General features: G+C 38.0%; 17 protein-coding genes and 1 pseudogene. 17 read left to right on the forward strand and 1 reads right to left on the reverse strand.

What is annotated here, in order from left to right; all coding sequences use genetic code 11:
• Window positions 1-93 precede the first annotated feature (93 nt).
• The 10 genes and pseudogenes from B0I26_RS19045 (at window position 94) to B0I26_RS15205 (ending at window position 11,734) form a co-directional block, all read left to right on the forward strand.
• Window positions 94-1,457, forward strand: a pseudogene (locus B0I26_RS19045) (elicitor-associated permease-like protein).
• A gap of 815 nt (window positions 1,458-2,272) precedes the next feature.
• A complete protein-coding gene (gene rocF, locus B0I26_RS15160) occupies window positions 2,273-3,175 on the forward strand; it encodes an arginase (RefSeq protein WP_111646257.1) in 903 nt (300 codons plus the stop codon).
• Window positions 3,176-3,375: 200 nt separating this feature from the next.
• Window positions 3,376-3,939 carry an RNA polymerase sigma factor SigW gene (gene sigW / locus B0I26_RS15165; RefSeq protein WP_111646258.1) on the forward strand — a complete coding sequence of 188 codons (564 nt, stop codon included), beginning with the start codon at window positions 3,376-3,378 and terminating at the stop codon, window positions 3,937-3,939.
• 14 nt (window positions 3,940-3,953) lie between these two features.
• Window positions 3,954-4,574: an anti-sigma factor family protein gene (locus B0I26_RS15170; RefSeq protein WP_111646259.1), complete on the forward strand. Its 621-nt coding sequence runs from the start codon at window positions 3,954-3,956 to the stop codon at window positions 4,572-4,574.
• A 98-nt stretch (window positions 4,575-4,672) separates the two neighbouring features.
• The gene (cdaA, locus tag B0I26_RS15175; RefSeq protein WP_111646260.1) at window positions 4,673-5,494 is read left to right on the forward strand and encodes a diadenylate cyclase CdaA; all 822 of its coding nucleotides are present in this window, start codon (window positions 4,673-4,675) and stop codon (window positions 5,492-5,494) included.
• Window positions 5,487-6,725 (forward strand): CdaR family protein, encoded by a 1,239-nt coding sequence (locus B0I26_RS15180; protein ID WP_111646261.1) that lies wholly within the window; start codon window positions 5,487-5,489, stop codon window positions 6,723-6,725. The genes cdaA and B0I26_RS15180 overlap by 8 nt, the downstream gene beginning before the upstream one ends.
• 16 nt (window positions 6,726-6,741) lie before the next feature.
• Entirely contained in the window at window positions 6,742-8,088 is a 1,347-nt protein-coding gene (gene glmM, locus B0I26_RS15185) for a phosphoglucosamine mutase (protein WP_111646262.1), read from the forward strand.
• A gap of 482 nt (window positions 8,089-8,570) precedes the next feature.
• The gene (gene glmS, locus B0I26_RS15190; protein ID WP_111646263.1) at window positions 8,571-10,373 is read left to right on the forward strand and encodes a glutamine--fructose-6-phosphate transaminase (isomerizing); all 1,803 of its coding nucleotides are present in this window, start codon (window positions 8,571-8,573) and stop codon (window positions 10,371-10,373) included.
• Window positions 10,374-10,573: 200 nt separating this feature from the next.
• Window positions 10,574-10,789 carry a hypothetical protein gene (locus tag B0I26_RS15195; RefSeq protein WP_111646264.1) on the forward strand — a complete coding sequence of 72 codons (216 nt, stop codon included), beginning with the start codon at window positions 10,574-10,576 and terminating at the stop codon, window positions 10,787-10,789.
• A 228-nt stretch (window positions 10,790-11,017) separates the two neighbouring features.
• Window positions 11,018-11,734 (forward strand): ABC transporter permease, encoded by a 717-nt coding sequence (locus B0I26_RS15205; protein ID WP_281268720.1) that lies wholly within the window; start codon window positions 11,018-11,020, stop codon window positions 11,732-11,734.
• A gap of 251 nt (window positions 11,735-11,985) precedes the next feature.
• Here B0I26_RS15205 and B0I26_RS15210 read toward each other — a convergent pair whose 3' ends face one another.
• Window positions 11,986-13,470, reverse strand: a complete 1,485-nt coding sequence (locus tag B0I26_RS15210; RefSeq protein WP_111646265.1) for a DHA2 family efflux MFS transporter permease subunit — start codon at window positions 13,468-13,470, stop codon at window positions 11,986-11,988.
• 139 nt (window positions 13,471-13,609) lie between these two features.
• Between B0I26_RS15210 and B0I26_RS15215 the strand changes: the two genes are divergently transcribed.
• The 7 genes from B0I26_RS15215 to B0I26_RS15250 all read left to right on the forward strand — a co-directional run bounded on the left by B0I26_RS15215 (window position 13,610) and on the right by B0I26_RS15250 (window position 19,905).
• Window positions 13,610-14,446: a TetR/AcrR family transcriptional regulator gene (locus B0I26_RS15215; RefSeq protein WP_181502933.1), complete on the forward strand. Its 837-nt coding sequence runs from the start codon at window positions 13,610-13,612 to the stop codon at window positions 14,444-14,446.
• Window positions 14,447-14,722: 276 nt separating this feature from the next.
• On the forward strand, window positions 14,723-15,097 hold the full coding sequence (locus tag B0I26_RS15220) for a hypothetical protein (RefSeq protein ID WP_111646267.1): 375 nt from the start codon (window positions 14,723-14,725) through the stop codon (window positions 15,095-15,097).
• A gap of 577 nt (window positions 15,098-15,674) precedes the next feature.
• Complete coding sequence (locus B0I26_RS15225; RefSeq protein ID WP_111646268.1) at window positions 15,675-16,442, forward strand: MerR family transcriptional regulator; 768 nt, start codon at window positions 15,675-15,677, stop codon at window positions 16,440-16,442.
• Between the two features lie 374 nt (window positions 16,443-16,816).
• A complete protein-coding gene (locus B0I26_RS15230; RefSeq protein ID WP_111646269.1) occupies window positions 16,817-17,149 on the forward strand; it encodes a PadR family transcriptional regulator in 333 nt (110 codons plus the stop codon).
• Window positions 17,146-17,823 (forward strand): DUF1129 family protein, encoded by a 678-nt coding sequence (locus tag B0I26_RS15235; protein ID WP_111646270.1) that lies wholly within the window; start codon window positions 17,146-17,148, stop codon window positions 17,821-17,823. Before B0I26_RS15230 ends, B0I26_RS15235 begins: the two co-directional genes overlap by 4 nt.
• Window positions 17,824-18,156: 333 nt before the next feature.
• Entirely contained in the window at window positions 18,157-19,038 is an 882-nt protein-coding gene (locus tag B0I26_RS15245; RefSeq protein WP_111646272.1) for a helix-turn-helix domain-containing protein, read from the forward strand.
• 243 nt (window positions 19,039-19,281) lie between these two features.
• Window positions 19,282-19,905, forward strand: a complete 624-nt coding sequence (locus B0I26_RS15250; protein ID WP_111646273.1) for a LysE family translocator — start codon at window positions 19,282-19,284, stop codon at window positions 19,903-19,905.
• Window positions 19,906-20,403: the final 498 nt, after the last annotated feature.

Here is a 20,403-nt window from a genome sequence, read left to right on the forward strand (position 1 = left end):
TCCTTTTAAATGTTTGGTAGCACTTTCATTTTAAAGGAGATCCTTCATGCAAGGGCTATTTTTATGCTTGTTTGATTTTATCTAGCACCACGGGTGAATAAATATATTCTTGGATTGTATGCGTTTCTATGTATTATTTCATTATCGTCCTCTATAAAAAAGTATTACAAGGAGTATTTTCTCTCTGTAGAACGCGAGATTTTGCTTATAGCCCCTGTAAAAAGTTCTCATATTATTCTTTCAAGATTTTTTGTGGTCGCTCTAGAAGTACTATTTATTAATGTTCTTTTTCTCATTCCCATTGTAACAGCCACTTACTTTGCTGGGATCATTGATATAAGTATGGTTCTCATTACGTTTCCACAAGTCATTTCTACATCTATATTTTTTAGTACAGTAGCTCATATCCTTTTTGCCATTGCTTATATGATATCGAAAGGAAAAAGTTTGAAGACAGTCGCTTATTCGGTGATGACTGCAGTTTCCGTGGGCGTTATCGCGATCATCGTTTTTCAAAGTAATTACAAATCCTTTTTTGTAGGACAGAATGAATTATATGGAAGTCTATTTTATGTTCTCTTCAAATATCCACAATATCTATTAGCAAACGAACTATCCATGATGGATGCTGGTATATTTATGATAATGGTGATAATCAATGCCTTTCTTTTTTTCCTTTCGCGTATTTTTTAACAGCTAGTTGTTATCGAAGAGGACTATTGACTGTTTCCTCACGCGATTTAGAAAAATCATTTTATTCAGCTAAGATTTCTAATTACATCCATCGATTTTTTCGAAATGCTTTTTTAAAAAAAGATATATTATATCTTATAAGATCACCAAAATTATTTTCTGTGTATGTTACGCCTATTCTATTTACAAGCGTTTTAGAAATTAAAAATCAATTTGCTTCATCAGGGATATTGTTAACAGTTTTTATTCAGATTTTTGCTCTTATCATTACAGGCATGACATTAAGTATTCTTCAATCTGATGATTACCATCATTCTGATTTATTGTTTTCCATTCCTTTTAATATAGAAGAATTATTTCAAAGCAGAAGTCGGCTTCTGCACATCCTTTCGTTTCTTATTACGAGCTCGTATATTTCAATTGTATGCGTCATAGAATCCGTTCCATTGGAATACTATGTATATGGTATTATCCAACTCTTCATTTTTACATATATCTCTTCAAGAGTCATGGCAGCGCGTATAATTCGAAAGAGTAATAAAGATTCTCGAGGATATCGTTATAAAGGATCAATCGCAAAAGTAGTCATTTATTTTTCTTTTGTTTGGAATATCCCTCTACTCATTTGTTTCTGTATCTTGTACGAATATCTAAGACGGATTCTAGAAGTAAACTATTTATCCAATCATGCCAGCTTCGTCATGTTAGTTGTATTGGTAATGGTAATTGGAATGTTGTATAGAAGTATGAAAATTAATATATAATTTATATCATAAAAGGAGAAATTATCATGACTGATGTAAGTAGAAATGATAAGAAAGAAAAAAGCTTCCTCAGCAAATTGAATATAGCGTTCACCATATTTTGCATAGTCTTTCTAACACTTAAATTTACTGGTTTGTTAGAGCCGATTCTTAATTATTTTAAATAGTCCTAGTACCAGATGCGCTGCATGACTATTTACATCTAGAGAAGTTCTAGCTCTAAAAAAGTTGGAACTTTGTATGTCAGATACTTTAGTATTTATCCAAATGAGAAAAGAAGCAGCTGTTATGGAAGCCCGAATCTAGAACATATCCGTTCACGATTCGGGCTTCTTATATGAGCAATACAGGATATTATTACCGAAAATCGGGTTAAAAACAATCAAAAAAGTATAGAATAGGCCTGTTTTTGAACTTAATAATCCAACAAGATTGATTTTCCGAAATATATAAAACATCTTAACTACTCTTTTTCCCGAACCTAAACTCCTTATTTATGTCGGGTTTTCGCTCGGAACTTATATATAAAGATTAGCTCGCTCGTTGTATATTGATTTGCGTTGAAGTTTATTAATATCAATATTGATGAAGAAAATTTCCTCTGATGAAATTTTACGTTATTGTCTAGCTCGGCTTATAACGTTTTTTTTTGGAAAATAACTTCCCCCTCGGTGAAACAATCAACATTTTCCTTTGGTGTTAGGCATCTGCTTCTGTTTTTTTAAAATAGAATAAATATTCAAAAAATTGTTGAGTTGAGTCAACAATTTATTATTCGGTAAAATATAAGCAATATGAGGGGAAGGAGAGGATTTATGAAAAAGATTTCCATCATCGGCGTTCCTATGGATTTAGGACAAACACGCCGCGGGGTAGATATGGGACCAAGCGCTATCCGCTATGCGGGTGTTATAGAACGTTTAGAACGTTTACATTATGAGATTGAAGATTTAGGAGATATTTCTATCGGTAGAGCAGAAAGGGCCGGAGATCCTGATGTTCATGTAAATTTACGAAATTTGAAAGCGGTTGCTGAGGCGAATGAAAAGTTAGCCGAAGTTGTTGATGAAGTAGTGAAAAAGGGTCATTTTCCGTTAGTTTTAGGTGGCGACCACAGTATTGCGATTGGAACGTTAGCGGGTGTTGCGAAACATTATAAAAATTTAGGCGTTATTTGGTATGATGCCCACGGAGATTTAAATACAGCGGAAACATCGCCTTCGGGAAATATTCATGGTATGCCGCTGGCTGCCAGCTTAGGGCTGGGGCATCCAGCTTTAACAAACATAGGCGGCTATAGTCCAAAAGTAAAACCAGAGAATATTGTTCTAATTGGGGCTCGTTCATTGGACGAGGGAGAGAAACAGCTCATTAAAGAAAAAGGGATTAAAGTATACACGATGCATGAGATAGACCGTCTCGGAATGACAAAAGTAATGGAGGAGACGATTGCTTATTTAAAGGAACGGACAGATGGTGTGCATTTATCATTAGATTTAGACGGATTAGACCCTCATGATGCCCCTGGAGTAGGGACGCCTGTTATTGGCGGACTGACCTATAGAGAAAGCCATTTAGCCATGGAAATGCTTGCAGAGGCAGAAATGATTACTTCTGCTGAGTTTGTTGAGGTTAATCCGATTCTCGATGAACGAAATAAGACAGCCTCAGTGGCTGTTGCACTTATGGGCTCATTATTTGGAGAAAAACTGGTATAGTTTATAAAAAGATGAAAACTTTTGTATAGATACGGAATACCTTAAAATGTGAATATGAATGACAGAGGAATTCTCTTTTATAAAAAGCAGCAGACCTAATGATTAGGCTGCTGTTTTTTGTTACAATAAATGGTGGAACTTTTTTTGTTTTGATTCGTATTAAGAAATTAGCCGCAGTAGGGCGGAGGTATACTATAAATATGGAATCACTGGTAAAAAATCGGATTAAAGCGATAAAAAAAGGCGATCAAAATGCGTATGCTGAAATTGTTGAAATTTACAAAAACAAAGTATATCAACTATGCTATCGAATGCTTGGAAATCGTCATGAAGCAGAAGATGTTGCTCAAGAAGCATTTATTCGTGCCTATATCAATATCCACACATATAATCCTGATATGAAATTTTCTTCTTGGCTTTATCGCATTGCTACCAACTTATCGATTGATCGAATTCGCAAGAAAAAACCAGATTTTTACCTGGATGCAGAAGTCAGAGGCACAGACGGCTTGACGATGTACTCGCAGCTAGCCTCAACAGACGCTTCGCCAGAGGATACATTAGAAAGTTTAGAGCTGCAAGAGATTGTCCAAAAAGCGATATTAAAATTACCGGAAAAGTATCGGAGTGTTATTGTTTTAAAATATATTGAGGAACTATCATTGCAAGAAATTAGCGAAATTCTCGATTTGCCTGTAGGAACAGTAAAGACAAGAATTCATCGCGGACGGGAAGCATTAAGAAAGCAATTGGGACATTTATGAGAGGGTGAAGGAAAATGAAGAAATGTCCATCTAACATGATTGAGTTAATGCACAACTATTTAGATGAGGAGATTAGTCCCGAGGATGAACTTATTTTGCGGGAGCATTTGCATGAATGCGCGAAATGCAGCCAACATTTTAATGATTTAAAAAAGACGGTTGCTTTCATTCAGCATTCTTCGCATCTTGTACCTTCTGACGATTTTACAGCGAAAGTAATGGCACGACTACCGAAAGAAAGGAAAACCGTTCGCTTAAGCAGATGGTTAAAAAAGCACCCAATGATTACAGCGGCGTCTTTATTTTTTGCTTTAATGATGGGAAGTTTGTTTACGACATGGAATGGAGAGCAGCAATTTTCCGTCTCAACAAAGGAAAATGTAATGATTAAAGGCAATACAGTTATTGTGCCAGAAGGAGAAGTCGTTAATGGAGATATTGTAGTCCGGAATGGTTCGATCAAAATTGAAGGGAAAGTGAACGGGAACGTAACAGTCATTCACGGGGAAAAACATCTTGCTTCTGCCGGTCAAGTGACGGGAGAAATTGAAGAAATTAATGAGATATTTGATTGGATTTGGTATAACATAAAAGCTGTGATGAAAGATACATTGAAAACTTTTGAACCCGAATAACAAAGCCGTCTTTTTGATGGCTTTTTTACTTAATGATATAATAAAAGAGTTGTTTAAATACAACGTATAGGAATTAGAACAACAAAGGAAGTGTGAGAATGCCTTTTGGAGAGCTCCCAATCTTAAGTTATTTGGCGAAAGTTGTTGATATACTCCTCGTTTGGTTCGTTATTTATAAATTGATTATGATTATTCGCGGAACGAAAGCCGTTCAGCTTTTAAAAGGAATTATTTTAATTGTACTCATTCGAATTGTAAGTAATTTTTTAGGGTTCAGCACGTTGCAATGGTTAATGGACCAAGCGTTAACGTGGGGCTTTTTAGCGATTATTATTATTTTCCAGCCAGAATTGCGGCGGGCGCTTGAGCAGTTAGGACGGGGAAAGCTGTTCTCAAGAAGCAGCGTGCCTGAGGAAGAAGAACAGACAAAAACGATTGAAGCAATTATTAAAGCTACCGAATATATGGCGAAACGAAGAATTGGTGCTCTCATATCGGTCGAACGAGAAACAGGCATGGGCGATTATATCGAGACAGGTATTCCTTTAAATGCACATATTTCTTCGGAATTATTAATTAATATTTTTATACCTAATACCCCTCTTCATGATGGAGCGGTTATCATTCAGAAAAATCAAGTTGCTGCTGCAGCGTGTTATTTGCCATTATCGGAAAGTCCTTTTATCTCGAAAGAATTGGGAACACGACATCGTGCAGCACTAGGCATTAGCGAAGTGACAGATAGTGTGACCGTTGTCGTATCAGAGGAAACCGGAGCCATTTCCGTGACGAAAAATGGCGAACTGCATCGCGATTTAACGTCAGAACAATTTCGTGAATTGCTGACAAGAGAATTGAAAACAGCAGTGAAGGCAACTTCCTCATCTCGTTGGCAATGGAGGGGGAAGAAAAATGGATAAGTTAATGAATAACCATTGGTTTATAAAGGTTTTTTCGTTGTTGATGGCGCTTATGCTATATATGTCTGTAAACATTGAAAAAGAGACGAAATCGGGGAGCTTAACGCGCAACTCCGTAGGAACAACGAGTGAAGAAACAGTGACAGACATACCGGTTGTTGTTTATTATGATAAAGAAAATTTAGTCGTCTCCGGCATTCCGAAGTTTGTCAATGTAACATTGGAAGGGCCTGCAAGTATTTTAAAACCAACGAAGCTTCAACGAGATTTTGAGATTTATGCAGATTTAACCGATTTAGAATTAGGAAGACACACCATTCCTTTAAAATATAGAAATATATCGGACAAACTCAAGGTAACGATAGAGCCGGCTGTAGTGAATGTAGTGATCGACGAAAAAGTTTCTAAAGATTTTCCTGTTGAAGTGGATTTCATTCATAAAAATAAAATAGCAGCCGGCTACTCGATCGAGCAGCCAATTGTAAAACCGAACTTAGTCACGGTGACAGGCGCTAAAGAATTAGTTGAAAGGGTGGCTCTTATAAAAGCAAGAGTGAATTTGGAAGGAGCAAAAGAAACGGTTGAACAAGAATCGCGTGTGATCGTTTATGATAAAGACGGAAAGGAACTCGATGTCGAAGTGGAGCCTTCTGTTGTAGATATAACCGTGCCAGTAAAAAGCCCAAGCAAGTCAGTTCCGTTTAAAATTAATCGGACGGGCAAATTGAAAGAAGGTTTAAGCATTGTTAAAATCGAAGCAGTCCCAAATGAAGTAACGATTTTTGGGCCGAAAGACAAAATTGAACAAATTGAATTTATCGATGGGATTACGATCAATTTAGATGAAATTACGAAAGATACGACATTAGAAGTGAAAGTTCCGCTTCCAGAAGGAGTTAAAGCGATTGATCCAGAAAAAATTAACATCCATATTGATGTACAGGAGGAACAGACAAAAACATTTTCTCAAGTACCAATTGATATTTTAGGATTAGGTGATCCATATTTGCTTCAGTTTTTAAATCCAGAAACAGGGAAACTTGATATAGCGGCTTACGGTGCATCAAGCATACTCAACAGCATAAACCCAGATGACATTGATTTATATATCAATGTAAATGAACTAGGTATTGGAGAACATGAAGTAGCGGTTGAAGTAAATGGACCGCAAAATATAACATGGCGTTTATCTCAAGATAAAGTGAAAGTGAAAATTACGGAAAAAGAATAAAGGAGAGATACAGATAATGGGTAAGTATTTTGGTACTGACGGTGTACGTGGAGTTGCCAATAGCGAGCTGACGCCGGAGCTGGCGTTTAAAATCGGCCGTTGCGGCGGTTATGTGTTAACAAAGGATAAGGAACGTCCAAAAGTATTAATCGGCCGTGATACACGCATTTCAGGACATATGCTTGAAGGAGCATTAGTAGCCGGATTGCTTTCTATTGGAGCAGAGGTTATGCGGCTTGGGGTCATTTCCACTCCGGGTGTAGCTTACTTGACAAAAGCGTTAGGAGCACAAGCGGGAGTTATGATTTCCGCTTCGCATAACCCTGTGCAAGATAACGGGATTAAGTTTTTTGGACCGGATGGATTCAAGCTTTCCGATGAACAGGAAAGAGAAATTGAGGAATTGTTAGACAGCCCGGAAGATACGTTACCGAGACCAATCGGCAAAGATTTAGGGCAAGTAAATGATTACTTTGAAGGCGGACAAAAATATTTACAATACTTAAAACAGACGATCGAAGAGGATTTCTCAGGATTGCGCATTGCCCTTGACTGCGCTCACGGAGCAACTTCTTCACTGGCTACTCACTTATTTGCTGACTTAGAAGCAGATGTTTTAACAATGGGAGCATCGCCAAACGGAATTAATATTAACGATGGCGTCGGCTCAACACATCCGGAAGCGTTAGCGGCATTTGTAAAAGAAAAAGAAGCAGATGTCGGACTTGCATTTGACGGTGACGGCGACCGTTTAATTGCGGTTGATGAAAACGGCAATATTGTTGATGGCGACCAAATTATGTATATTTGCGCGAAGTATTTGAAGGAGACGGGGCGTTTAAAACATCAAACCGTTGTTTCAACGGTCATGAGCAATCTCGGTTTTTATAAAGCATTAGAGGCACAAGGAATTCAAAGCGTACAAACAGCAGTCGGCGACCGTTATGTCGTCGAAGAAATGAAGAAAAACGGCTATAACTTAGGCGGGGAACAGTCCGGCCATATCATTTTCCTTGACTACAATACGACAGGTGACGGTTTGTTAACGGCTTTGCAACTTGTCAACATCATGAAAATCACCCAAAAGCCGCTTTCGCAATTGGCGGGCGAAATGCCGAAGTATCCGCAGCTTCTTGTGAACGTTAAAGTAACGGATAAGCATAAAGTAATGGAAAATGAGAAAGTAAGAGAAGTGATTCAAGCGGTAGAAGCAGAAATGAACGGAAATGGCCGCGTTCTTGTTCGCCCGTCAGGAACAGAACCGCTTGTCCGTGTCATGGCCGAAGCTCCGACAGAGGAGTTATGCAAAGAATATGTAGAGAGAATTGTTGCAGTGGTAAAAGAAGAAATGGGAGCTGAATAATTTATTCTTCTTATAAACAATCTATGCATAAGTGGAACAGAACATCCCACTTATGCATATTTTTATTTTATAAATATATTTGTAGTTGACGTTTCTTAATAAGCTGCTGTAATATTAACGTTGTTGCTATTCAAGATGGAAAGGTGGGTAGGAGAAGAATTCATTTTATAAAGCGCCTGGACTAAGCTTTGCTCGGAAGAAAGCTTAGTTGACGAGGAGGAGGTTTATCGAGCGTTCGGCGGATGCCTCCCGGTTGCCGCGATTACAGCCGCAAGTCCTTTCTTAAAACAAAGAGGCGACTCTTTGGACAAAGGAAAGGATTTAATCGCAACGTTCATTCATATTAAGGGAGTCTGTCTAAAACAGAGGGGACAGACCCCTCAGCTACAATATAAATAGATCGGTTAAGATATTGTGATGATTCGAGGGGTCTTCACACCCTTTTAGGCAGCCTCGCTTGAAAAATAGGGAGGAATGTGTCGATGTGTGGAATTGTTGGCTATATCGGAGAACAAAATTCAAAAGAAATTTTATTGCGCGGGCTTGAAAAATTAGAGTATCGCGGTTATGATTCAGCCGGAATTGCTTTGTTAAACGGGAACGGAGTACACGTTTTTAAAGAAAAAGGCCGTATTGCAGACTTACGTGAAGTTGTCAATCCGGATGTGGAAGCGCCAGTGGGCATTGGTCATACGCGCTGGGCAACACATGGCGCGCCAAGCCGTGTGAACGCACATCCGCATCAAAGCGCTTCAGGCCGCTTTACGCTTGTTCATAACGGTGTGATCGAAAACTATGCGATTTTAAAACGTGACTATTTGGAAAATGTTGAATTAAAAAGTGATACGGATACAGAAGTTATTGTGCAGCTCGTTGAGAAGTTTGTAAATAACGGTTTGGACGTAGAGGAAGCATTTCGGCAAACATTAACGCTTTTAAAAGGTTCTTATGCGATTGCCTTAATCGATGCCGAGAACAAAGATGTTATTTACGTGGCTAAAAATAAAAGTCCGTTGCTTGTCGGTCTTGGAGACGGCTTCAACGTTGTCGCAAGCGATGCGATGGCGATGCTGCAAGTGACAAACCAATACGTCGAGCTAATGGATAAAGAAATGGTGATTGTCACAAAAGATTCAGTGACGATTAAGAAATTAGACGGCAACATAATTGACCGTGATCCATACACAGCAGAGTTGGACGCAAGCGACATTGAAAAAGGAACATATCCGCATTATATGTTAAAAGAAATTGATGAGCAGCCGCTTGTGATGCGCCGTATTATTCAAAAGTATCAAGATGGAACAGGAGCATTAACGGTTGATCCTGAGATTGTTAATGCAGTGTTAGAAGCGGATCGGTTATATATTATTGCGTGCGGTACAAGTTACCACGCAGGATTAGTGGGCAAGCAACTACTTGAAACATGGACAAAAATTCCTGTGGAAGTTCATGTGGCGAGCGAGTTCTCATACAATATGCCATTACTATCTGAAAAACCGCTGTTTATCTTTATTTCACAAAGCGGTGAAACAGCAGACAGCCGTGCTGTACTTGTACAGACGAAGGAAATGGGCTATAAAGCTTTAACGATTACAAACGTGCCTGGTTCTACGCTTTCCCGCGAAGCGGATTATACGTTATTGCTTCATGCCGGTCCAGAAATTGCGGTGGCATCAACAAAAGCATATACGGCACAAATTGCGGTGTTGGCGATTTTAGCGACAGTAACGGCCAAAGCAAAAGGGATTGAGCTTGATTTTGACCTTGTGAAAGAGCTCGGCATTATCGCGAACGTCATGGAAATGCTTTGCGATGCAAAAGAAGAAATGGAAACCATCGCGCACGAATATTTAGCAACAACACGCAACTGCTTCTTCATCGGCCGTGCGGTAGACTTCTACGTCGGCCTTGAAGGTGCATTAAAGCTAAAAGAAATTTCTTACATTCAAGCGGAAGGCTTTGCCGGCGGTGAATTGAAGCACGGTACAATCGCGTTAATCGAAGAGGGTACGCCGGTCATCGCTTTGGCAACGCAAGAGCACGTGAACTTAAGCATTCGCGGTAATGTGAAAGAAGTCGTTGCCCGCGGTGCGAACCCTTGCATTATCTCAATGAGAGGCTTGGAGACAGAAGAAGACCGTTACGTCATCCCAGCGGTTCACCCAATGTTAACGCCGCTTGTTTCCGTTGTGCCATTGCAGCTCATCGCTTACTACGCTGCATTACACCGCGGCTGCGATGTTGACAAACCACGCAACTTAGCGAAATCAGTGACGGTGGAATAATCAGCTGTTTTAGAAAGGCTGTGTCTGTTCACGAATAATAAAGTCGTTTAAAAAATAAAATAGTTGTTTAAAAATTTGAACATTTAGCATCCGTTCGCTTATAATTAAAATAAGCGAACGGATGTTTTGTTTTAAGGGGATGTTTAATGCTGTATTCATATGACATAAGGATAGATTTAATAAATCAGTTTAAATAGTTTATGAAACATCAGTTGGAAGAAATGGGTATTACAAAAGGTCTTTCATTAGAAGAAAGCTGCTTTCAATACTTGAATTTAAGAAAAAGGTTAGTAGATTCAGTGCCGAGAGAGATTCACATTTCTAAAGAATTTGTATGTCCGGCTGAATTACAAGAAGGTTTGGAATTAGTAATAGATAAAATTAAAAATGGAGAAAACTTAATTCCCCATAGTTAATGATATATTGAAAAGTAATTTCAAAAACATTTTAAATTAAAGTGGATGTGGAGAATATGTTAAAGAAAGAAGAATATCTTAAGAAGACGTTTTCCTGCAAATGACAATAGGCCGACATTAAGGAATGAATGGAATGAGCCGATCTTTAATGTTTTGCTCGGTATCGGGGTAGGATTTTTGTTATATATAGTTGGCATGATCGATTTTACGAGAAGGGATGTGAAATAAGTGTTAATTTCTATTATCCAATCAGAATGGTATAAATTGCGAAAATCAAAAATTATGTCCATGATCTTTGCAGGACCATTGCTTGGACTTTTTATCGGATTAACTTCTAATTTCATGAATGTTGATGTGGAAATCAATGATTGGTATAAAACACTATTCTTAATGAATTTAACGTATGCTTTACTGGGTGTATTAGCCGGTTTAATTTGCCGGTATGAACACCAAGCTGGGGGATGGAAACAGCTTTTAGCGATGCCAGTTACTAGAGGCAGGGTATTTATTGCAAAATATACATTATTAATGATCATCGTACTTGTGATCCAGTTATTATATCTTGGCGCCATTTTTATAGTCGGAATGGTCAAAGGGTATACAGACCCTTTTCCAATGGTGATTGTTTGGAAAGCGATTTTAGGGGGATGGATTGCGACCTTCCCGTTAGTTGCTTTGCAATTGTGGATGTCTATCATGTGGAAGAGCTTTGCTGCTCCGTTTACCGTCAATGTTGTCTTTACATTACCAACGATATTAGCCGTAAATTCTGATCGTTTTGGACCATACTATCCATGGGCTCAACCATTTTCGATGATGTATGTAGATGGACAGACGGACAGTGTATTTTTCGTTCCATGGGAGCAAGTATTGACTGTGGTAGGGGGAAGTTTTGTATTATTTTTCCTTGCCGGATTTTTATACTTCCAAAGAAAATCTGTTTAAAAAAACACACGTTATGGAGTAAAGGAAGGACTCCGAACGTGTGTTTTTTTGTGAGGTGATATTGTTGGTAAACGTGAAAAATAGAAATGAACCTCTCCCACCTACACTTCGCTTAGAGGTGGGAGACTTCTCGGTAAACATGTTAAAGAAATTCTAATTTATTATTCATATGAGAATTTCTGCAATATCAAGGATGGCAGAACACTTAGAATGGCCGATAGTATAGCTGTTGAATCACAGAGTTTTTAAATTTATGAAGCTGATTTTCTTAAATCCGCTTCTGTCTCGGGTTTGACCCGTTTAATAAAGAATGCGAGAACGAGAGCAACGAGCGCAATTAACACGGATATTTTAAAGGAAAAATTAATGCCGTTCAGCATAGCTTGATTCATTATATCATTCATTGCATTAGGATCTGCCATCACAGCAGGATCGCTGGCTGCTTCCTTAGCCAATCGTTCTGCTTCGGCCTCCGTTCGGTTTTGCATTAATGTGACAAGAAATGCGGAGCCGACTGCGCCTGAAACTTGCTGTAATGTGTTGTTCATCGCTGTAGCGTGTGGATTCATGCTTTGCGGAAGCTGATTGATTCCGTTTGTCATAACCGGCATCATAACCATCGACATTCCAAACATACGCAATGCGTATAAAAACATTAAATATTCATATGATGTTTCCATCGTTAAATGACTGAATAAATAAGTCGTATAAATGGTAATCGACAACCCAATAACCGCAAGAATCCGCGCTCCGAATTTATCAAATAACCGCCCGGTAATCGGCGACATAATCCCCATCACAATGGCACCAGGTAGCATTAAAAGCCCTGAATGAAAAGGGGAGATGCTGCGGATAGTCTGGATGTAAATCGGCATGAGCAGCATGGCCGAAAACATTGCCATAGATATGACGATGGAAATAGCCGATGATAAGGCAAACATCGGATATTTGTAAATACGGAATTCTAAAAGAGGCTCTTCTAATTTCAACTGCCGTAAAATAAATAGTATGAGACTCGCTGTGCCGACAATAATCGGCGCATAGACATGAACGGAGTCCCATCCTTTTTCACCTGCGGAGCTGAATCCGTACAAAATTCCTCCGAATCCGATACTTGATAAAATAAGCGAAAATATATCTAATGTAATTTTTTTCTGCGGTAAAATATTTTTTAATTTGAATATCGCAAGCACTAACGTAAAGGCGGCAATCGGGATGACAAGTTCAAATAATGTGCGCCAAGAGTAATGTTCAATAAGCCAGCCAGATAATGTCGGTCCGATGGCAGGAGCGGTAATCATAACAAGCCCGAAAACCCCCATTGCCGTACCACGGCGTTCCACCGGAAAAGAGACGAGAATCACATTCATTAATAACGGAGCCATGATTGCTGAACCAGCTGCCTGAATCATTCGGGCAACAAGCAAAACCCAAAATGTCGGTGAAAAAGCGGCCAAAACGGTCCCTGCCGTAAATAATGACATTGCTGTAATAAATAACTGCCGGTTCGAAAATTTTTGCAGAAAAAAGGCGCTTGCAGGAATCAAGATCCCGTTAATCAGCATGTATCCTGTAGACAACCACTGTACGGTAGAAGGGGATACTTCAAAATCTTTCATAATTGAAGGAAGAGCGACATTTAAAAGGGTTTCATTAATAAGTGAAACAAAAGCGCCAGTAAATAAAATCGCAATTACCGCATAAGGCGGCTTTTCTAATATTCCTTGAGTGTTCAAATCAGCAACCTCCTATACTATGTGTATAAAATAATATACTGTTGTTACAGTGGCATTAATAATATATACTGATAGTATAAAAAAATCAACAAACATTTCATTTTTTTATACTCATCGTTCAATAATGGGGGAAAGTATATTGAATGAACGGAAGAAACAAGTAATGAAAGCAGCGCATGATTTATTTGTTGAAAAAGGATTTATGAAGACATCTGTTCAAGATATTTTAGATAAAAGCGGTATATCGAAAGGTACTTTTTATAATTATTTTCCATCTAAAAAAGAGATTTTGATTAGCATTTTTGAAAAAATTAATATGGAAACAGAGCAGCGCAGGATGGAAGTGCTGGCGGGAAGGCCCGTCGACGATCAAAAAGCTTTTATTGAACAAATCAAAGTAAAAATGGAAATTAGCAAAGAAAATAAGCTGTTTGCTTTATTTCATGAGGTGCTTGTCTCAGAGGACGAAGATCTCAAAAAAATCGTACAGCAACATTATTTTGACGAGCTTCGCTGGATACAAAAGCGAATTGTAGAAGTGTTTGGCGAACAAGTGCGTCCATATTCTGTTGATTTGGCCGTTTTACTGCATGGCATGGTGCAAAATACGATTTATTTTGCCGTTCATGCGGAAGCAGAAGTAGAAATCAGCCATATGATTTCTTATGCGATAAGAAGGATCGAGACGATCGCTTCTGACGTCGTACGTACGAATGATCAATTATTTCAACTGGATCTTTTAAAAAGACTGGAACCGGAGTCATCGTTGAAACGAAAAGAGAAAAAGGCTTCTCTTATGAAAAAAATTGGTTTGCTGGAACAAACTGCAAATGAAGGGCAAAAGGAATTGCTTTCTTTTCTTAAGGACGAATTACAGTCGTCTGTGCCACGGCGGAGCCTTATTCAAGCGGTGCTGTCACATATCGATAAGAAAAAAGAACTTGAGGAGTTAATCAATGATATTTTGGAAAAGTAAATAATTAGGACCAAATTAAAAATAGAAAAATGCCAAAATCTTACTAGCAATTGCATAAACAGGGTTACTTCCCGGTGAAGGAAAATGATGATATTAAACTTAGTCACTCAATTCAGTTTCTAACATTAATTGTTACGGTGGTCGTCTATATAATGATAGAGAAAAGGTGCTTTCCTCATGGTTTTTAGGATGTTTTCGTTTTCCGGCATAGGTCGTTCTTTTGTCTAACTGAAAAGTCTTAATTATGCTGGTTTTTTAATCTTCAGGAGGGAGAAAATGGGAAGAGAAGTACAGTTTGATGATGAAGGTGTCATTCTTAAATTAAACGGAATAACCGCTCTTTTTGCATTGAAACTAAAGTTAAAAATGCCTTATAACACCATAAAGAGTGTGTATGTTGATGATTTCGACGCTCCACAATGGATGCTTCGAATGCCAGGGACATCTATTTCTGCCCTTCATATTTTTGAGGGAAGCTTTAAATATGCTGATGAGTGGTATTTTCTTTCCTATGAAAACCGAGTCCCTCTAGTAATTATTGAGTTGGAAGGGCATGAAAAATATAAGTATGTGATTTTTGAGATGGATGACCCGGTTCGTGTGGCGTCAAATATTCGAAAACGTATAATGGAAGTTTTAAATAAAAATTAATAATGATAGTCGTACAAGTATTTTGAATGATTCATCTGGCGGGGGACATCGGAGATATTATGTTTGTTCCTTATGCATTCTTAATTTGTGGCAGGGAAGTATCCTGATGGAAGCACAAATCCTGACTATGGCTTGATGTAGCAAACAGGTTCTTACGTGTTTTAGGTGATAGCGGATTGGTGAAACGATAGCTAAACTATGTATGCAAATGAGTCTTATTGAACCAATCCTCAACCTAGATAAAGAAGAGAAGTAATAGATTACGAAATCGAAGAAAACGTGGTATTCCTTCGTATAAAAATAGTAAGCTTTCGGTGGCTTGTCAACAAGTGAAAGGGGCTGTCCGAAAAGTAGTATTTAATCCCGAAATCTAAAAACAGCAAACCCAAAGAATGCTGTAAAATCAACATTCTTTGGGTTTTAATTTTGGCGGATTTTCAACTAAAATGGACTTTTTAGACAGCCCCTTTATTTGTATTCAATTTTTTAAACTCTATTTAACTAAAGTTTTTATAAATGGCCTATTTACATTAACGTTGCGTAAAGGTTTATAGTGATAATGTCAGGAGGTGAGAGGGTGGAATATACAGTGCATCAGCTCGCGAAATTGGCGGGGGTTACGGGGAGGACGTTGCGGTATTACGATGAAATTGGCATTCTTAAGCCGGCGAGAATCAATTCGTCTGGGTATCGCATCTATGGGCAGGCAGAGGTTGATAAGCTCCAGCAAATTTTATTTTACAGAGAACTTGAGGTAGATTTGGAAACGATCAAAAAAATGGTCAACTCCCCATCCTTTGATGACGTCAAAGCACTGAAAGAACATCGGGAAAAGCTTCTGGCAAAACGTAAACAATTGGATCTATTAATCGCCAATGTTGATAAAACATTAGCTGCGAAAGAAGGGAGAATGACTATGAGCGATAAAGAAAAGTTTGAAGGCTTTAAGCAAAAACTGATTGATGAAAATGAAAAGAAATATGGCAAGGAAATAAGAGCAAAATATGGAGACGAAACAGTTGACAAATCCAATCAAAAACTTAAACAAATGACAGAGGAGCAGTATGCTCAGGTGAAAAAGCTTGAACAAGAAGTTCTCGATGTATTGAACGAGGCGTTCTTAACGGGAGACCCGGCAAGCGAATTAGCACAGCAGGCTGCCGATCTGCATCGCCAATGGCTAAGCTATTTCTGGGATAGCTACACGAAGGAAGCGCATGCAGGGGTCGCACAGATGTATGTCGATGATGAAAGATTTACAGCCTATTATGATAAAACACATCCTGGAGCAGCGAAATTTCTTAGAGATGCTATTTTGCTTTATACAGGAATGAAAAACGATTAATTTCTAATAAAAGAAGAGAGGAGCTGGCTTAAATCATTGCCTTTAAGCGATATTGAGTCATCTCTCTTTGTATTAGGCTACGGTGAACTAGAGGCTGCTGAACCTGGACCTTTAAGGCAGACTCATCAGCAATTAGGTGAAACGCCTCTTAGAATAGAAAAGGTCTAAGCACAGAATGCGTATTAAACGAAAAAACAGGACTGTTCTGTACAAGTACCATTTTTATGTTTAACACTATCAGGTTCATTTGTAATAATTTTCTTGAAATTAAAAAACAGTCATCATATAATAAAGATAAACCTATCTTGTAATACAAGATAGGTTTCGTTTTCATAGCTATCTTGTATAGCAAGATATATAAGGAGTATGATGATATGTCGCTGCGAAGTCAACTGTTAAAAGGGATTTTGGAAGGCTGTATCTTATCCATCATCGCGAAAGAAGATGTTTACGGCTATGAATTATCTTTGAAGTTGCAGCAGTTTGGATTAGAGGATGTCAGCGAAGGGTCGATTTATCCAATTTTGTTGAGGCTGCAAAAAGGAGGGTTGATTGAAGGGGAAATGCGGGACTCGCCAGCTGGGCCGAAACGGAAATATTATCGGCTGACTAAGCATGGAGAAGAAGCACTTCAGGAGTTCGTTCGGGAATGGGAACGCATTAAAGAGCCTGTTGAACATATTTTGCATAGGGGGAATGAAGGATGAATACTAAAGATTTGATTCAGCTCAATAATAAAAAGCGGAAGCAATTAAATGAGCATAATGAAGCGTACTATGATAAAATGCTTGTTTATATTCGCTCGCATCTTACCATTTCGGAGCAACAAAGTGAAGAGCTGCTGATCGAGCTTTTAGACCACCTGCTTGAGGCGCAAAGCAACGGGAAAACGGCTGAAGAAGTATTCAGGGACGATCCAAAGGCATATTGTGATGAGCTAATCCGCCAATTGCCGAAAGAAAAACGAATGAGCGCTGCCTTTTTTATCGGTTATTTGATTTTCCAACTAGCAGGTTGGATGGCGCTTGTAAAAGGTGGGATCGAAACGATTGCCGAATTTTTTACTGACTTGGATAATGCTCTTTACCTTGGATCAGCCGTTACTATCTTTCTGATTGAAGCCGTCATTATTTTATTAGTAGTAGCTGTCTTTATATCTATGATAAAACGCTCAGTTTTTGCAACGTCCAATAAAGTAAAAGACTTTTTTATTGCCGGCTTAGCAGGTGTGATCGTCTTTGCATGTTTCGTTTTTATTCCAAAATGGATTCCTGAATTTGGTTATCGAATTGAAGCTGGCGGAGTTGTATTTCTCATTTTAGGCTTGCTCATTTTGGCCGTTTCTAAATGGATGGATAAAAAATTTCGCATCACAACATAAATTTTTGGTCAGTGTATTTGTTTAGATTTAGATACATGGTTATACATCAAAAATATGATAATTTTGTAGGATTGAAAAGTGCGCGCAGTTGTTCTTATACCTTTCATTCTTTTTTATGCTGCGATAAATGAAATAATGTTTGTGTATTGGTAAAATAGAAAAATAAAGGATTTGTGGACAAGAGAATCCGTTATGTAAAGGCTTGGATAAATCCAGGTCTTTTTCTTTTTTGGGAGCTTTTATTAAAATCATTGAGTCAGCTGAATTTTTAGCAAAAAAAGTCAAGATTTCCTTTTTCATGTTTAGTACTCTATAAGCAAAGGGGGGTGAACGATGAATTACCAACAAATATTACAGAAGGCGATTGATTATATTGAGGATCACTTGCATGAATCTCTTACTTTAGAAAGTGTAGCTTCCTATACAGGTTTCTCAAAGTACCATTTTCTTAGAATTTTTCAGAAGGAAACCGGAATGACAGTTGGCGATTACGTGCGAATGAGAAGGCTGGCTGGGGCTGCCAGCATGCTGCTTTATACGGATGAGTCGATTATTAACATTGCTTATCATTTTCGCTTTGGAGCGCAAGAATCTTTCACAAGAGCTTTCAAGAAAGTTTATCATATGCCGCCGGGGCAATACCGCCGGATTATGAACTCAATTATTCATAAAAATGGAGGGAAAAATATGAAACAGCAGCAAAAAATAAAAGGCTGGTTTTTGAGCGGAAGCCATCCATTTAATTATGAAATAGGGATTGATACGAAAGAAGTCCATCAAGGAAAATGCTCAGGCTATTTAAAATCTGTAACGGTTCAATCAGCCGATGAATTCGCGACAATGATGCAGCAGTTCAAAGCAGACAAATTTTTAGGGAAACGAGTAAAGCTCTCTGCTTTTGTTAAAACGAAAAATATGGACGGTTTTTGCGGCTTATGGATGAGAGTCGATAACTCTCTAAATGATGTTCTTCAATTCGATAACATGAGCGACCGGCCCATTGTGAAAGATACGAATTGGAACTTGTACTCGATTGTCCTTGATGTTCCGGAAAACAGCGCCTTCATCTCTTTTGGCGTTCTGCTCTCTGGCAAGGGACATGTTTGGGTCGATCAATTTAAATTTGAAGAAGTGGATAAAAGTGTACCGACTACAAATCTCGAAATAGCCTATGACATTCTTGATGAACCGATAAACTTATCTTTTGAGGAATGATTTGATTTTATTGAAAATTCGATAATTTTTAAAAAATAAAGAAAAATATAGAATTTTTGCATTTTTATTAGATGGAAGCGTTTTTTTGAAAGTATACACTTGTGGTATTTATTTATCTCAAATGCTATTTTTAACAATAACTAATTTTGGAAATTGAGTTTATGCGATTATTCAGGAAGTGAGGCTATATGCCGATATTTTAAGAAGTTTTTCTATAACATTTATAAAAGAGAGGCGTTGTCAATGGATTTCACATTAGTCATGTCCTTTTTAGGAGTGGCGGTATTGCTGACGTTAATGCCCGGGCCGGACATTCTGTTTGTGATTGCCCAAAGTATTTCACAAGATAAAAAAGCGGGAATCGCAACGGCGCTGGGGCTTTGTTCGGGGCTTATTGTACATATTACGGCCGCAACGCTTGGGATTTCGGCGGTCATTTATCAATCGGCTTTGGCTTTTGCGGTTGTAAAATATGCCGGTGCTGCTTATTTGCTATATTTAGCGTGGCAATCATTTACGGAAAAAGAGACAGGCTTTACATTCAACCGTCATAAGCCTTTAGAGTATAAATCATTGTATAAAAAAGGGATTCTCATGAATCTGCTGAATCCGAAAGTATCGTTGTTCTTTTTAGCGTTACTGCCGCAATTTGTGAATAAATCAATGGGACATATTGCATTACAGATGTTCATTTTAGGAGTTGTTTTTCTCATTCAAGCTTTAGTGATTTTTGTCGCTGTCAGCGTGTTTTCAGAGAAACTGCGCCATTTTTTGCTTACTAATTCGTTCATAGCAAAGCGAATGAATATCATCAAAGGTTTGTTATTAGGACTGATTGGCATACAAATGGCGTTTAGCGAAAAGTGAATCGGTAGAGTAGATATAAGCATTCTTTCTTAAATTATTTATAAAAGCAAATTCTTCACGGAAAAAGTGAAGTACACCAAATCAGTGAAACGTAAAAATCCCTCCTTTGTCAGCATACTAATCAAGGAGGGATTTTTTAAATAACCATGTTTGAAAAGAAGTTTTGCTTTCATCGAATTTTTTATGTAAGTTCAGATTGAAAAATCGACATAAGTAAAACGTTTAAGTTAGGTAAAAGAGCTGTTGAGACATTAGATTGTAGCATGCTTATAAACATTTCCTAGGTCAAATGATGTTGACAAAAGAATAGTGTTTGCGTTATCATTATCTTGAATTAATAATAATTTAATTCGAGATATTTTTCAAGACGTATAAAAATTGTTTAGTTCTTATCTGTGTTTATGAAGCATAATATAGAACGAAAGAATGAGGTTGCTGTTTTCTTTGCTAAGGATTAACCCATCAAACATAACGAGACGTTTGTGACAGTATTATCGA

This window comes from Paranoxybacillus vitaminiphilus (genome assembly GCF_003259935.1).
GTDB lineage: Bacteria > Bacillota > Bacilli > Bacillales > Anoxybacillaceae > Paranoxybacillus > Paranoxybacillus vitaminiphilus.